At 46.9% G+C, this 15,128-nt stretch carries 13 protein-coding genes; 4 read left to right on the top strand and 9 right to left on the bottom strand.

The annotated features are described in order from the left end of the window. The first annotated feature begins 45 nt into the window (after positions 1-45). The gene (locus tag NB504_RS10875) at positions 46-300 is read left to right on the top strand and encodes a DUF3624 domain-containing protein (protein WP_017046763.1); all 255 of its coding nucleotides are present in this window, start codon (positions 46-48) and stop codon (positions 298-300) included. 193 nt (positions 301-493) lie between these two features. Here NB504_RS10875 and argH read toward each other — a convergent pair whose 3' ends face one another. The 4 genes from argH to argC form a co-directional block, all read right to left on the bottom strand. Beyond that, the gene (gene argH / locus NB504_RS10870; RefSeq protein ID WP_013855879.1) at positions 494-2,368 is read right to left on the bottom strand and encodes an argininosuccinate lyase; all 1,875 of its coding nucleotides are present in this window, start codon (positions 2,366-2,368) and stop codon (positions 494-496) included. 129 nt (positions 2,369-2,497) lie between these two features. Next, on the bottom strand, positions 2,498-3,721 hold the full coding sequence (locus NB504_RS10865) for an argininosuccinate synthase (protein ID WP_258428884.1): 1,224 nt from the start codon (positions 3,719-3,721) through the stop codon (positions 2,498-2,500). A 93-nt stretch (positions 3,722-3,814) separates the two neighbouring features. After that, complete coding sequence (gene argB, locus NB504_RS10860; RefSeq protein WP_010317663.1) at positions 3,815-4,606, bottom strand: acetylglutamate kinase; 792 nt, start codon at positions 4,604-4,606, stop codon at positions 3,815-3,817. A 23-nt stretch (positions 4,607-4,629) separates the two neighbouring features. After that, a complete protein-coding gene (argC, locus tag NB504_RS10855; protein WP_081245068.1) occupies positions 4,630-5,631 on the bottom strand; it encodes an N-acetyl-gamma-glutamyl-phosphate reductase in 1,002 nt (333 codons plus the stop codon). Between the two features lie 154 nt (positions 5,632-5,785). Between argC and argE the strand changes: the two genes are divergently transcribed. From argE to NB504_RS10840, 3 genes are all read left to right on the top strand, one after another. Continuing rightward, entirely contained in the window at positions 5,786-6,922 is a 1,137-nt protein-coding gene (argE, locus tag NB504_RS10850) for an acetylornithine deacetylase (protein ID WP_013855875.1), read from the top strand. A gap of 232 nt (positions 6,923-7,154) precedes the next feature. Further along, the gene (gene ppc, locus NB504_RS10845; protein ID WP_026027423.1) at positions 7,155-9,788 is read left to right on the top strand and encodes a phosphoenolpyruvate carboxylase; all 2,634 of its coding nucleotides are present in this window, start codon (positions 7,155-7,157) and stop codon (positions 9,786-9,788) included. Positions 9,789-10,154: 366 nt separating this feature from the next. After that, positions 10,155-10,694 carry a PadR family transcriptional regulator gene (locus tag NB504_RS10840; RefSeq protein WP_038149150.1) on the top strand — a complete coding sequence of 180 codons (540 nt, stop codon included), beginning with the start codon at positions 10,155-10,157 and terminating at the stop codon, positions 10,692-10,694. 62 nt (positions 10,695-10,756) lie between these two features. Here NB504_RS10840 and cysE read toward each other — a convergent pair whose 3' ends face one another. The 5 genes from cysE to epmA all read right to left on the bottom strand — a co-directional run bounded on the left by cysE (position 10,757) and on the right by epmA (position 15,105). Continuing rightward, positions 10,757-11,578, bottom strand: a complete 822-nt coding sequence (gene cysE / locus NB504_RS10835) for a serine O-acetyltransferase (protein WP_010317654.1) — start codon at positions 11,576-11,578, stop codon at positions 10,757-10,759. Positions 11,579-11,664: 86 nt separating this feature from the next. Continuing rightward, positions 11,665-12,723 (bottom strand): NAD(P)H-dependent glycerol-3-phosphate dehydrogenase, encoded by a 1,059-nt coding sequence (gene gpsA / locus NB504_RS10830; protein WP_017043209.1) that lies wholly within the window; start codon positions 12,721-12,723, stop codon positions 11,665-11,667. Between the two features lie 181 nt (positions 12,724-12,904). Next, positions 12,905-13,372: a protein-export chaperone SecB gene (secB, locus tag NB504_RS10825; protein WP_013855870.1), complete on the bottom strand. Its 468-nt coding sequence runs from the start codon at positions 13,370-13,372 to the stop codon at positions 12,905-12,907. A 167-nt stretch (positions 13,373-13,539) separates the two neighbouring features. Then, on the bottom strand, positions 13,540-13,974 hold the full coding sequence (locus tag NB504_RS10820) for a rhodanese-like domain-containing protein (protein WP_010317649.1): 435 nt from the start codon (positions 13,972-13,974) through the stop codon (positions 13,540-13,542). Positions 13,975-14,130: 156 nt separating this feature from the next. After that, positions 14,131-15,105: an elongation factor P--(R)-beta-lysine ligase gene (gene epmA / locus NB504_RS10815; RefSeq protein ID WP_038169762.1), complete on the bottom strand. Its 975-nt coding sequence runs from the start codon at positions 15,103-15,105 to the stop codon at positions 14,131-14,133. Between the last annotated feature and the right edge of the window lie 23 nt (positions 15,106-15,128).

The following is a 15,128-nucleotide window of genomic DNA, read 5'->3' as shown; positions in this document are numbered from 1 at the left end:
CACGCACGTTATACTGCCGTTATTTTCTCTTTAATGAACGCGCTTATGCCTTGCAATAACTGCCAATCTTCGTGGTTTTGGAAAAAAATCGGCCGCTGCCAACGTTGTATGGATCAGCTCACTGTTTTGTCAGTTGGGTGCTGGCTTGTGTGGTGGTGGTTATACAGGGAGAACCCTAAAACCATTGAATCGATCAGCTTGCTAATAGCGGGCTTTGCCTTTAACGGTTTGCTGTTTTTACATCTGTGGATGAAGTTTGTGGTACTCCCTTGGCGTAAGCGGCAAGGGCGCGACAAATAAAAAGCTAAAGAGCACAAAAGAAAAAGCCCCAGAACCAATAGTAGGTTTGGGGCCTTCTTAGATTCTTCTAAGAAAAAGCAGTGGTACAGTTATAGACCACGCTTTTCTTAAATTGTTCCGTGATCATTCGATCTTTTTGAGATCTTTTTCCAAGGCCTCATTAACGGCAATGATCGCGTTGGTAATCAACGCATTAAGCGACGTTGACTCGCTTGATGATCTGCTCAACCAAATTGATCTCAAGCGCCACTTCATCACAAGCGTGCTGCCGTGGGCATTGTTCACAATCTTTGAGCACTTTCTCTGGCAGTAAGCTTTTTGAGGTTGGAATAAAATCATGCTTCATGAAAAACTCTGGCGTTCGAGTCAGAACAAACACTTTCTTAATCGCCATTTGCCGCGCTTTATTCACCAAATACGAGACGATCGCTTTTCCTTGTCCTTGACCTTGCCAACCTGCTTCTACACCAAGCGAACGAATTTCAGCCAACCCAGAGTCATAGACATATAACGAGGCGCATCCCGTCACTTCACCATGGTGTTCCGCCACGGCAAATGAACCAATATCGCGCACCAACTCATTGCGTGAACGAGGCAGATTTTCTCCCATATTCGCCCAATAAGTGACCATACTTTCTAGCGTTTCAATATCCGTCAAACGGGCAGGACGAACTTTCACCGCCGTGGTGTCACGTTTGTCTAAACGCGCTTTGGCTTGATCAACCGCATAGGCCACTTGTTTTGGCGAAACGCCACCTAAAGCGCTGCGTTTTTCTAAGCAAGATTCAATAGTGAGGATCGCATAAACATCATCTTCAATGACCGACGAAAACTCTTTAAGCTCGGCAAGGGTCAGTTCTTCAAGCGCACACCCTTTCGCGATCGCGCCAACCACCGCTACGCCCACAATATGGTGCGCTTCACGGAAAGGGATCCCTTTGGCGACTAAATAATCAGCTAATTCGGTAGCATTGGCATAGCCTTGTTTGGCCGCTTCTAAAGTCCGTTCGGTTTTAATTTTGATGCCATCAAAGCAAAGCGCAGCCATTTCCATGCAGTCGTTCCAAGTATCCAGCGCGTCAAACAGCCCTTCTTTGTCTTCTTGCATATCTTTGTTATAAGCCAATGGTAAGGCTTTGACCGTCATCATCATGCCCGCAAGCGAGCCATAAACACGGCCAGTTTTGCCACGGATCAGCTCCAAGGCATCAGGGTTTTTCTTTTGCGGCATCAAGGATGAACCCGAAGTCACGGTGTCAGCCAGTTCGATAAAACCAGACTCACCCGAGTTATAGAAGATCATATCTTCCGCCAAGCGCGATAAATGCAGCATCGAGATCGACGCCACCGACATCAATTCCATCACGTGATCTCGGTCGGATACTGAATCGAGCGAGTTACGCGTGGCACGGCGAAACCCTAAATGATGAGCAAGCTGTTCACGATCAATCGGATAGGCCGTACCTGCCAGCGCGCCGGAGCCAAGCGGGCAAGTATCAAGGCGCTTAATCGCATCATTTAAACGAGAGTAATCACGCTCAAACATTTCAACATAGGCCAAACACCAATGCGCAAAGGTCACTGGTTGCGCACGTTGCAGGTGGGTATAACCGGGCAAAACCGTCGCTTGGTGCTGCTGAGCAACCGACACTAATTTCGTTTGCAGGCGATCTAACCCCAACAGTAATTGCTGACCCTGCTGGCGGCACCACAATTTTAAATCGGTCGCGACTTGGTCATTACGAGAGCGCCCAGTGTGCAGCTTTTTGCCTAAATCACCCACTTTACTGATCAACTGCTGCTCAACCCAAGAATGAATATCTTCTGCATCAGAGCGTAAGATCTGCTCAGGATCTTCCATCACTTCCAGTTTGAGTTCGTTGAGCGCAAGTTCTAGTTTTTGCTGCTCCTCTTCGCCCAAAACATTCACTGACACCAACGCCTTTGACCATGCTATAGAGCCCACAATGTCTTGTTCAGCCAATCGGTAATCAAAGCGAAGTGAATCGTTGAACTCTTTGAACCTCGTGTCTGCTGCTTGGGTAAATCTACCGCCCCATAATGCCATTGCGTATCTCCTGCTCTTAGGTCGCGACTGAGCGTGACCACATCAAATTGCTCAATCATTTTTATAATAAAGATCGCTACTAGAGCGATCTTTTATTGTTATTTTTGTGTCTCTACCTTGGGTGTTAACCTAGGCTTTATTCTTCTTCGCTTCGTTCAACGCTCTGATCCGGCTTGCCAACGAATAGAGACGAATGAAGCCGCCTGCGTGGCTTTGGTCATACACAACATCTTCACCAAAGGTCGCAAACTCTTCCGAGTACAAGCTGTTTTCCGAACGTTTTTGCGTCACTGTCGCTTGCCCTTTGTAAAGCTTCACAACCACTTCACCATTAACGTCCTGTGCCAGCTCATCGGCTGCAGCCATGATGGATTTACGCAGCGGAGTGAACCAACGGCCATCGTATACAAGATGCGACGCTTTGACACCCAGTTCTTCACGAAATTCGAATGAGGCTTTATCGAGCACTAACTGCTCAACAGCACGCAACGCTTCCATCATGATGGTGCCTCCTGGGGTTTCATAACAACCACGAGACTTCATACCAACCAAACGGTTTTCGACGATGTCGATACGACCAACGCCGTGTTTAGAGCCTTTCTCATTAAGGTAAACGAGTGCGTTGTAAGGCGTAATCAGTTCACCATCGACGCCAACAACTTCGCCTTTCGCGACCTGCAATGTGACAAACTCTGGTTCATTTGGTGCTTGCTCTGGATCTACTGTCCATACCCAGCAATCCTCATTAGGGGCGTTCCAAGTACTCTCAAGCACGCCACCTTCGGTCGAAATGTGCCACGCGTTCGCATCACGCGAGTAAATTTTCGTCAATGAAGCGGCGCAAGGAATGTTACGCTCAGCAAGGAAATCAAGACACTCTTCACGACTCACGATGTCCCACTCACGCCAAGGGGCAATCACATGTAAATCAGGCGCTAGGGCTGCAAACGCACCTTCAAAACGCACTTGGTCATTACCTTTCCCCGTACAGCCGTGACACAGCGCATCGGCACCCACTTTACGCGCTACTTCAACTTGCGCTTTGGCAATGATTGGGCGAGCCATTGACGTCCCAAGCAGGTATTTACCTTCGTAATAAGCACCTGTTTTTAGTGTTGGGTAGATGTATTCAGCGACCATCTCTTCTTTAAGATCGACCACATAACACTCTGACGCGCCAGACGCTTTCGCTTTCTCTTCAATGCCGACCAATTCTTCTTCACCTTGGCCGACATCGGCAACAAAGGCAACCACTTCACAATCGTAGTTTTCTTTTAACCACGGAATGATTACCGAAGTATCTAGACCGCCAGAGTATGCGACAACGACTTTATTGACTTGAACCTTGCTCATCTTACTTTCTCCATTTCCCGGCGCTGCGCTTGGCGGTCAGTGCTCTGGGTGATTAATTACTTACAGCTGTTATCAACAACTGATTAAATGCGTTTATTGAGGTAAAAATTGGGTCCCGATACTTTCGCCCGCAAACAATTTGCTGAGCTTATCTGGGTAACGCCATGTCGCCACTTCAATCGGGCGACCTAAATCATTTGCCGCTTCCAGCGCCGCTTTCACTTTGACAATCATGCCATCCGTGATCACTTTGCCTTTAATGAGCGCATTGGCCTGCTGCTCATTGAGGCTCGACAACAAATGGCCTTTGCCATCCAGCACACCGCTCACATCGGAAAGCAGAACGAGCTCTGCATCCAATGCGCCAGCCACTGCAACGGCTGCTTGATCGGCGTTGACATTCATCATTTGACCATCAGCGGTCAGGCCAATCGAGCTGATAATAGGCAAACCACCAGCGGCTAAAATCGCTTGCACGATTTGTGAATCACCAGGAGAAGCCTTGCCCACTGCGCCGAGTTCTGGATCCAACTCTTCGACTTTGCATAACCCGCCATCAGCGAGCGATAAACCAACCGCATTTAAGCCATCTTTAATCGCTTGCCCTTGCAGCATTTTGTTGGCTGTCCCAGCCAGCGCGCCTGCAATCAGCGGAATTTGGTCATAAGGCGTGACACGCAAACCTTCTTTCTTCACGGTTTTTAGTTGTAATTTCGCCATCAGGTCATCGACGAGATAACCGCCCCCGTGCACGATGACAATTCGTCGCTGAGCTTGGGCTTGATACAGTGCGATTGCGCCAAACAGTTTGCTTAGCGTTTCAGAACAAGACAGCGCAGCGCCGCCTAACTTAATCACTAATGGATTTTGCTTTGTATCTGTCATATTTAACCCTTACGCTTGGTGCGTTACACCAAAGCCGTTAGCTCAGAAAAACCGTAATGAATATTTAAACACTGCATCGCTTGGCTCGATGCCCCCTTTAATAAATTATCGATCGCGGACACGACGATAATATGCTCACCTTGCACTCGCCAACCGAGGTCGCAAAATGGCGTAAATTCAACATCTTTGATGCTCGGCAAGGTTGATTTGAGCCGAACCGCTGGTTTGTTAGCGTACGCCTTCTCAAAAGCATGGCTGACTTGTTGCTCTGAAATACCTGATGCAAGCTTCATCGTCACGGTGGCCAAAATACCGCGTTTGAAATTCCCTAAGTGAGGCGTAAAAATCACATCACATCCTAAATGGGCGACGATTTCAGGTTGGTGGCGATGAGTAAACACGCCGTATGGCTGTAAGCTCACTTCACAAAAACTATTGGTTAATGTCGCTTTTCTGCCCGCACCTGTGACACCGCTGGTGGCATTAATCACCGGCCATTGAGTTGTATCTAACAAACCCGCTTCAACCAAAGGCTTTATCGCCAGTTGCGATGCGGTTGGATAGCAACCTGCAACGGCGATCAATTGGCTCTGCTTAATTGCCTCATAATTCCATTCCGCCAGTCCATAAACCGCGTTTTCTAACCATTTAGGGTGTTGATGTTTAAAACCATAGTAATTTTGGTAAAAATCATCACCTTTGACGCGAAAAGCACCAGAAAGGTCGAAAACTTGACAATTTTGCGCAAGAAAAATAGGCGCGAGATCATGGCTCACCTCATGAGCCGTAGCTAAAAACACCACATCACATTGGCTTGCAACGCTCACCGGATCCACTAATGGTTGTACCTGCATGTCGACAATACCGGAGAGTTTGCCATGCAGCTCAGCCATTGGTTTTCCAGCATCTAGGCTATTGGCGGAAACGTATAAACCTGATAGCGTGAGTTGTGGGTGTTTTTGCACCATATACGCCAACTCAGCGCCGGTATAACCGCTAGCTCCGATAATTGTGGTTTTCAACATCTCGTGACATCCAATTTCAAGGTAAAAAAGACAATCTAAAATGACTATAAATTTCAAAAAAGACACTTAACTCGGTTTTTTATTCACACAAAGTGATTTAATATGTGTTTTACCTTCTCGCAATTACTCTGTCAATACTAGGAGCAAAGATAATATGCAATTACCCAGTTTTCTTGAGGTTTACCAAGGTCTGATTTCGACCTCTTCCATCAGCTCCACAGATGCTCGTTGGGACGAAGGTAACCAAAGTGTGATTGATAAATTGGCAAGCTGGTTTTCCAGCTTAGGGTTTGTAGTCGACACCATTGAAGTCGCGCCGGGAAAATACAATTTAGTGGCGAAGAAAGGGTGCGGCGAAGGTGGCCTACTGCTCGCGGGGCACAGTGATACCGTTCCATTTGACGAAGGGCGTTGGAATTTTGAACCACACGCGTTAACGCAAGCCAATGATCGTTTCTATGGCTTAGGCACGGCAGACATGAAAGGCTTTTTTGCTTTTATCTACGAAGCGGTGAAAAAAGTCGATTGGAGTAAACAGAGTAAACCGCTGTATGTGTTGGCTACCTGTGATGAAGAAACCACTATGCTCGGCGCGCGTCATTTCACTGAACATGCACCATTTCAACCGGATTACTGCATTATTGGTGAGCCGACTAGCCTTGTGCCCATCCGCGGCCATAAAGGCCACGTAGCCAACGCTATTCGAGTGACAGGAAAATCGGGCCACTCGTCTGATCCTGCTCTGGGCGTAAATGCCATCGAAATCATGCATGAAGTGCTGTTCGCGTTAATGCAACTGCGCGACAAATTGATCAAAGAGTACCATCACCCAGGCTTTGCCATTCCTCACCCCACTTTGAACCTCGGCCATATCCACGGTGGCGATAGTCCAAACCGCATTTGTGGCTGCTGCGAATTGCATTACGATGTGCGCCCGCTGCCCGGCATGAGTCTAGATGGGCTCGATAACTTGCTGCGCAATGCACTGAATGAAGTCAGTGCAAAATGGCCCGGCCGCATTGAGATTACCGCGCTGCATGATGCGATTCCGGGTTATGAATGTCAGCATGATCACCCCTTTATTGGCAACATTGAAGAGATTTGCAATACCGCTTCACAAACCGTGAATTACTGTACTGAAGCACCGTTCTTACAACAATTATGCCCAACACTGGTACTCGGCCCGGGTTCGATCGATCAAGCGCATCAACCGGATGAATTCCTAGCGTTTGAATTTATTGATCCAACCATCTCGATTTTGTCCAAAGCAATGTATAAATACTGCTTCTAGTCTACCAAGCTTACTCAAGCGATAAATGCCTGACAGGGTTTCTACGGTCGGGCATTTTTGTAATAAAATTTCAGTAATTTACGCCAATTATTCACCAAATGATCACGTTCAATAACATTCAGCAATAATCGTAAAAATAGTCGGCTTTATTTGACTCTACAGGGATCTTTTCGCTAGATTGTGTACTTAGCAAGGAACAATGGATGTAATTTTTTTACAAGGCAGGATGACAATGAACGAAAAATACGCTGCGCTCAAAAGTAACGTGAGCATGCTTGGCCGTTTGCTGGGCAACACCATTCAGGACGCCCATGGTGACGTTATCTTAGAGAAAGTGGAAACCATCCGAAAACTTTCAAAATCAGCCCGTAATGGCAATCAAGCCGACCGAGACAGCTTGGTTGAAGAGATCAAAAACCTTCCCAACGAACAGCTCACCCCAGTAGCGCGGGCATTCAACCAATTTCTTAACTTAACCAACATGGCCGAGCAGTACCACACCATTTCACGTCACTGTGAAGAACATGTGTGTGAGCCTGATGCGATTAATTTACTGTTTACTAAACTGAATCAAAATAAAATCAGTAAATTGGATGCTGCTCAAGCGGTACGCGATCTCAATATCGAGTTAGTGCTAACGGCTCACCCAACCGAAATTACACGCCGCACGATGATCAACAAGCTGGTGAAAATTAACGAGTGTCTCTCCAAGCTTGAACTCAGTGACCTTTCATTTAAAGAGCGCCAAAAAACCGAACGCCGTTTAGAACAGTTGATCGCGCAAAGCTGGCATTCAGATGTGATTCGTAAGCAGCGCCCTACGCCACTGGATGAAGCAAAATGGGGCTTTGCGGTGGTGGAAAATTCTCTATGGCAAGCCGTGCCTGATTTTCTTCGTGAATTTGATGAGCACCTCACCAACTACTTAGGTGAAGGACTACCAATTGATGCACGCCCTGTGCATTTCTCTTCGTGGATGGGCGGCGACCGTGATGGTAACCCCTTTGTGACTCATAAAATCACCCGTGAAGTAATGCTGCTTTCTCGCTGGAAAGCGGCCGATCTCTACCTAGGTGATATCAATGAGCTGGTCAGCGAATTGTCGATGACCAAATGCAGTGACGCGCTACGCGATCTGGCTGGCATAGATGAACACGAACCTTATCGCGCTATTCTCAAACGCCTGCGTGAACTGCTCAGCGAAACACTGGAAGTGTTGGATGCCAAGATCAATGGCCAACAACTGGCACGCAAAGCACCACTGCAAAATATCGCACAGTTGTGGGAACCGCTTTATGCCTGCTACCAATCTTTACATCAATGCGGCATGGGCGTCATTGCCGATGGCTCGCTGCTTGATACTCTGCGCCGGATTAAAGCGTTCGGCGTGCATCTTGTGCGTTTGGACATTCGCCAAGAGAGCACTCGCCACTCTGATGTGATCTCCGAGCTCACCCGTTATTTAGGCATTGGTGATTATGACCAGTGGAGCGAGCAAGACAAAATTGCGTTTCTCACCAATGAGTTGAGCTCAAAACGTCCTTTGTTACCTCGTGACTGGCAGCCTTCAGAAGCGGTACAAGAGGTGATCGACACCTGTAAAATCGTTGCTTCTCAGCCTCGCGAAGCCTTTGGTGCTTATGTGATTTCGATGGCTCGTACCGCATCAGATGTACTTGCTGTACATCTATTGTTGCAAGAGTGTGGCTGCCCTTATCGCATGGACGTTTGTCCACTGTTCGAAACTTTGGATGATTTAAACAACGCAGAAACGGTGATCCGCCAACTAATGGGCATTGATCTCTATCGTGGCTTTATTCAAAACCACCAGATGGTGATGATTGGTTACTCCGATTCCGCTAAAGATGCAGGTGTAATGTCCGCCGGTTGGGCACAATACAGCGCGATGGAAGCTTTGGTTAATGTCAGTGAAGAGGCTGGAATTGAACTGACACTATTCCATGGACGTGGCGGCACCATTGGTCGCGGGGGCGCTCCAGCACATGCGGCACTGCTTTCACAACCACCCAAAAGCTTAAAAGGTGGCTTGCGTGTGACGGAGCAAGGCGAAATGATCCGCTTTAAGCTTGGTCTACCAGAAGTAGCGGTCAATAGTTTTACGATGTACGCCAGCGCCATTTTAGAAGCGAACCTGCTGCCACCACCAGAGCCAAAACAAGATTGGCGCGACTTAATGGAGGTATTGTCTGAGGTCTCTTGCGAAGCGTATCGCCATATTGTTCGCGGCGAGCCGGACTTTGTCCCGTACTTCCGCCAAGCAACGCCAGAGCTAGAGCTGGGTAAATTGCCGCTCGGTTCACGTCCGGCTAAACGCAACCCTAATGGTGGAGTCGAAAGCTTACGTGCAATCCCGTGGATCTTCTCTTGGAGCCAAAACCGCCTCGTGCTACCAGCCTGGCTAGGTGCGGGAGAAGCAATTCAGTTTTCTATCGATAAAGGACACCAAGCACTGCTGGAAGAGATGTGCCGTGAATGGCCATTTTTCTCAACGCGTTTGGGCATGCTAGAGATGGTTTACTCCAAGTGCAACATTGAAATCTCACGCTATTACGATGAACGCTTAGTCGATGAATCGTTACGCCCGCTCGGTGAGCGTTTGCGTTCTCAATTACAGAAAGACATCAAAGCGGTGTTAAATGTAGAAAACAATGAGAACTTGATGCAAAGCGATCCTTGGGGTCAAGAGTCAATCCGTTTGCGCAATATCTATGTTGAGCCATTAAATATGCTGCAAGCAGAGCTGTTGTACCGCACTCGCAAAACCGAAACCGCACCAGCAGAGTTAGAAGAAGCCTTAATGGTGACTATCGCGGGTATTGCAGCAGGAATGCGTAACACAGGCTAAGTAACAGCATTTTGTTTCACAAACTAGCTAAAAGGCCGCCTCTGTGCGGCTTTTTATTTTAAATCACAAAAATTATTGAGCATATTATCAGTTTTTTAAGCTAAACTAACAAAGTATTCTACTTTATGCTTATTATTTAGATATACTACTGCTCCTCTGCGGTAGCATACAAACATAACAAATCGCAGGTCGATATGCGTCACGCATATAATCCTAGGTGATAAACGGCTTTTTAAGGTGACACAACCCACTCCGTCAATAGAACGGTGGGTGTTGCTTAAACTCATTCATGATTGATGCCATCAGAAGCACAACACGAGTTTGAGCAAGTTGTTTTTGAGTTTATTAACCATTTGGATTAAAGACATGTCATTACCACACGTTATCCTCACTGTTTTGAGCACTCGCGATGCCACAGGGTACGACATCACAAAAGAGTTCTCTTCGAGCATTGGCTATTTTTGGAAAGCCAGCCACCAACAAGTTTACCGCGAACTGAATAAAATGGGTCAACAAGGCCTAGTCACTTGTGTATTAGAACCGCAAGATGGCAAGCCAGATCGTAAAGTTTACTCCATCACCGATGCAGGTCGCAGCGCTTTAGGTGAATGGTTTGACCAACCTACAGCTCACCCAACCGTACGTGATGAATTTAGCGCTAAATTGATCGCTTGCTCGGTACAACCAGCAACACCTTACCGAATTCAACTGGGTGAATTAGTTGAAGAATCGAAAAAACTGGTTGCTCACTACAAAGAGATTGAGTCTGCGTACTATGCAACACCAGCTACTCTCGATAAGCTACAGCGCCTTGAGCGTCTAACACTACGCCGCAACCTACTGGTTCGCCAAGCGTGGGTTGATTGGGCTGAAGAAGTGCTTGCTGAACTCGATGCAATGGCTTAATGCCAACCATAAAAAAGGGTGATGCTCTGTGAGCATCACCCTTTTTGTTTTCCGCGACCAAATCAAATACCATCACCGGCAATGAAACTTTGAGAACGGCCATTAAATTGTTGGTCCATATCTAACGAAGGCTTATCGGTTTGCGGACGACCGACAATTTTGGCTGGCACTCCAGCGACGGTAGTGTGCGGAGGCACCGCTTGCAATACCACCGAACAAGAACCAATTTTCGCCCCTTCGCCCACTTCAATATTACCGAGAATTTTGGCACCCGCGCCAATCATCACGCCTTCACGAATTTTCGGGTGGCGATCGCCGCACTCTTTACCCGTTCCGCCTAGCGTTACATCTTGTAAAATAGAGACATCATTCTCCACCACCGCGGTTTCACCGATCACAATGCCCGTAGCATGGTCAAGCATGATGCCGCGACCAATACGTGCAGCAGGATGGATGTCCACTTGGCAAGCTACCGAGATTTGGTTTTGAAAATAGGTAGCCAACGCCACTCGACCTTGCTTCCATAACCAGTTCGCGACGCGATAGCCTTGTAAGGCATGGTAGCCCTTGAGATAAAGTAGAGGCATTGAAAACATAGATACCGCGGGGTCACGATTGACAGTCGCGCAGATGTCACACGCCGCCGCTTCCATAATGCTGGGGTCTGCGGCAAATGCCTCTTCGACCACTTCACGCACCGCCATCGCTGGCATTGAGGCCGTATTCAGCTTATTGGCAAGAATATAGCTCAAGGCCGAGCTTAAACTATCATGCTTAATAATAGTGGCATGATAAAAACTAGCCAGCATCGGTTCTTGTTCTGACTGCTCGCGCGCCTCTTTGACTATGGCTTGCCACACTTTGAGTTTTTCGCAATGTTTCATCGTTGGTTGATCACCCTTCCTCATCCAATCTCTAGAGCGTCAATGTAGATTGCTAATAGGCTTTGTGCCTAATCATGAGCAATGAATTAGCGTTCTGCTTTTTTATCACGAGCCAGCAAATCTTGTGCTGCAACACGCGCATCTTTTCCTTGATACAGCACTTGATAGATTTGATCAACTATTGGCATTTCAACCTCCATGCGCGCCGCTAATAACCACACCTCTTTGGTGTTGCGATAACCTTCAACCACTTGGCCAATTTCTTGCTGCGCCGTATCCACATCTTTTCCTTGTCCCAGCGCCAAACCAAAGCGGCGGTTACGTGATTGGTTATCGGTGCAAGTGAGTACTAAGTCACCCAATCCGGCCATCCCCATAAAGGTTTCAGGCTGAGCACCTAACGCTGCACCCAAACGGCACATTTCGGCCAGACCGCGCGTAATCAATGCAGTACGCGCATTCGCACCAAAGCCAATCCCATCGGACATGCCAGCGCCAATCGCAATCACGTTTTTAACCGCACCACCTAGCTGCATGCCAATAAAATCACTATTGGCGTAAACGCGGAAAGTTTTGCTGCAGTGAATTTTGCCTTGCAGATCTTCGACAAACTGCGCGTCAGGCGAAGCAACAGAAATTGCGGTAGGCATTCCCATCGCCAACTCTTTAGCAAAAGTCGGCCCAGATAACACTGCCAATGAATAGCGCTCGCCAATGGTGTCATAGGCCACATCCATCAGTAACCGGCCCGTTTCAGGTTCAAGCCCTTTGGTTGCCCAACAAATACGGGAATCATCACGTAAGTGAGGCTTTAAACTATTCATAACAAGGCCAAATACGTGGCTCGGAACTACAACCAACAAATCGCGGCTCGCTTGTACCGCTTTTTTCAAATCGGTTTCCACAATCAGCGAATCGGGAAAATCAATACCGGGTAAAAATTCTTGGTTAGCACGATCAGCGTCAAGACGAGCCATATGCTTAGCATCGTGTCCCCAAAGGACAACATTAGCACCGTTACGTGCTAAAGAAATCGCCAGAGATGTGCCGTAAGAACCCGCACCAACTACTGTCATGGTGATCGCTTTACCGTAAATACTGTTAGGATCTGTCATTGTTTCGTCCATTGCTATTCGTGTTGTCATGTTATACCTAAATTCCTTCCGATACAGCTTTCAATACGGAGTAACAAGGAACGGAGGTATTGGCATTCGAAATAAACAAAAAATGCACAACGCACCATCATTATCTGGGATGCTTTGTGCATTTTTTATCATCAAAGTCTGACGTGGAACGCCAACGTTAATGATCTCACGTCATTAACGATTAAGCTTCTGCTTGCTCGCCTTGAGTCGCTTGTTGTTGTAGGTAGTTCATAAACAATGCATCAAAGTTCACTGGTGCAAGGTTAAGTTGTGGGAATGTCCCTTTAACAACTAAGCTAGAAATCGTTTCACGTGCATATGGGAACAGAATGTTCGGGCAGAATGCACCTAAACAATGGGCAAGTTGACCCGCTTCCATTTTTTCAGCAGTAAAAATACCACCTTGTTGCACTTCGCATAAGAACGCGATTTCTTCCGCGTTTTTCACTGTCACTGTTAGGCGTAATACGACTTCATACACACCTTCACCCAGATCACGACTTTGAGTGTCAAGATCCAACTTCACATCTGGATTCCACTCTTTTTGGAACATAACAGGTGAGTTTGGCGCTTCAAAAGAGACATCTTTTAGAAAGATACGTTGAATTGCGAAATTTTGTTGTGCTGTTTGTTGTGCGGCTTCAGCCATGATTAAATCCTTAAATACTTACAAATTCAGTGTTGCTTTTAGACTAACCGAGCTGATTTCGAATGACTAGATGAGCTCACGATTACGTGGAAAACATCACAACTCTTAGCATCAAATGCTGGCTTTTCAGCCAGCACACTCAGTTCAAGATAACCGCGATCAGTGAATTATTTATTGCCACGAACCAATGGCAAGTTCGCTTCATTCCAAGCTACAAGACCATTTTTCAGTAAATTCACATTCTCAAACCCAGCTTTGGCAAGCAGGTTGGCACTCTCTTGCGCGGTTTGACCCGTTTTACATACCACAATGATTGGGTCAGACTTGTGCTTTTCAAGGCTAGCCAAGTTACCGGATTTAATATCTGACGGTAAAATGTGAACCGCATCGGTAATATGGCCTTTTTTAAATTCATCTTTCGTGCGGATATCGACAACAACACCGTTTTCACGATTCATTAAAAGCGTCGTTTGTGAAGCGGTGATCTCTTTATAGGCTGCCGTGGTTGATTTCACGATGCTCATGATTAAGGCGACGAGAATACCTACCCATGCCAAAGATAGAATCATATTGTGTTGGAAAAATTCGATGTACTCTTGCATATTCTGTGCTCTTGCAATGTGGGCTTAAAATCAGACAAGGAGTATAACGAGGTTGTCAGCCAGACGCGAGGGCTTACATTGCATAATAAGAAACTGTTGCCGTTTTTCAGCGCGCTCATCGCACTACAAGCGCGCAATCCACATCAGCTTAAAAGCTTAAGCTATCGGAAAAGGAAAAGCCGTCACGTTATCAATATGATCTTGGCCTAACGCCAGCATAATCAAGCGATCAATACCAAGCGCTACTCCTGAACATTCAGGTAAGCCAGCCTCTAACGCTGCTATCAAGTGGTAATCAATCGGCTGTTCGACCAGCCCCATCGTTTTACGCTTTTGGTTATCCGCTTCAAAACGAGCCAGTTGCTCTTGTGGGTTGTCCAGCTCATGAAAACCATTCGCAAGTTCAATCCCTTTGAAATAGACCTCAAAGCGATCCGCAACACGATGATCTTGCGGGTTAATCTTAGCTAGTGCCGCTTGTGATGCAGGAAAATCGTAAACAAAAACGGGTACCTGTTGACCAATTTCCGCCTCAACACCGACACTAAATAGCAGTTGCAGTAAGGTATCTCTATCCTCTTCTGGCTCAGCAATGTCACTTAGACCTAATCGGCTCGCAGCCGCTTTTAACTCGTTCATTGAGCCTTCTAACGGACAAACCCCAAGTACCTGTAAAAATGCTTGTTGGTAGCTCATCTTCTGCGCCGCTCCACACTGCAAAATAAGTTGCAGCAATTGATCCATCTCATCCATTAAATCATGGTGAGTAAAACCAACCCGATACCACTCTAACATCGTAAATTCTGGGTTGTGATAGCGGCCATTTTCCTCGTTGCGAAACGCTTTATTGATCTGATAAATCGAACCACTCCCCGCCGCCAAAAGTCGTTTCATATGAAACTCAGGGCTGGTCATTAAATAAAGTTGACGGCCATCAGCATACCCTGGGCCAACAAATTGGGTTTGGAAGGTTTGCAAATGAATGTCGGTTACCGTGGCATGACTCATGGCTGGTGTATCGACTTCCAATACATCTCGTAGTTCAAAGAAATGGCGAATCTGCTTGAGTAACTGAGCACGCTGTTTGAGTTGTGGTATTGATGCGGTTGGCATCCAGTTTTTTCTATTCATGTTCTGGCACACATAAGTTTGGA

This window comes from Vibrio sp. RM-69-4 (assembly GCF_024743775.1).
Lineage (GTDB): Bacteria > Pseudomonadota > Gammaproteobacteria > Enterobacterales > Vibrionaceae > Vibrio > Vibrio anguillarum.
Note: the sequence above shows the minus strand (reverse complement) of the source record. Positions and strands in the feature narration are given on the sequence as shown.

Coding starts and splice junctions, on each gene's coding strand:
- NB504_RS10875 (WP_017046763.1), top strand. CDS start 46: ATGCCTTGCAATAACTGCCAATCTTCGTGGTTTTGGAAAAAAATCGGC.
- argC (WP_081245068.1), bottom strand. CDS start 5,631: ATGTTGAAAACCACAATTATCGGAGCTAGCGGTTATACCGGCGCTGAG.
- NB504_RS10840 (WP_038149150.1), top strand. CDS start 10,155: ATGTCATTACCACACGTTATCCTCACTGTTTTGAGCACTCGCGATGCC.
- ppc (WP_026027423.1), top strand. CDS start 7,155: ATGAACGAAAAATACGCTGCGCTCAAAAGTAACGTGAGCATGCTTGGC.
- NB504_RS10820 (WP_010317649.1), bottom strand. CDS start 13,974: ATGCAAGAGTACATCGAATTTTTCCAACACAATATGATTCTATCTTTG.
- NB504_RS10865 (WP_258428884.1), bottom strand. CDS start 3,721: ATGAGCAAGGTTCAAGTCAATAAAGTCGTTGTCGCATACTCTGGCGGT.
- argE (WP_013855875.1), top strand. CDS start 5,786: ATGCAATTACCCAGTTTTCTTGAGGTTTACCAAGGTCTGATTTCGACC.
- epmA (WP_038169762.1), bottom strand. CDS start 15,105: ATGAATAGAAAAAACTGGATGCCAACCGCATCAATACCACAACTCAAA.
- argB (WP_010317663.1), bottom strand. CDS start 4,606: ATGACAGATACAAAGCAAAATCCATTAGTGATTAAGTTAGGCGGCGCT.
- argH (WP_013855879.1), bottom strand. CDS start 2,368: ATGGCATTATGGGGCGGTAGATTTACCCAAGCAGCAGACACGAGGTTC.
- gpsA (WP_017043209.1), bottom strand. CDS start 12,723: ATGACAACACGAATAGCAATGGACGAAACAATGACAGATCCTAACAGT.
- cysE (WP_010317654.1), bottom strand. CDS start 11,578: ATGAAACATTGCGAAAAACTCAAAGTGTGGCAAGCCATAGTCAAAGAG.
- secB (WP_013855870.1), bottom strand. CDS start 13,372: ATGGCTGAAGCCGCACAACAAACAGCACAACAAAATTTCGCAATTCAA.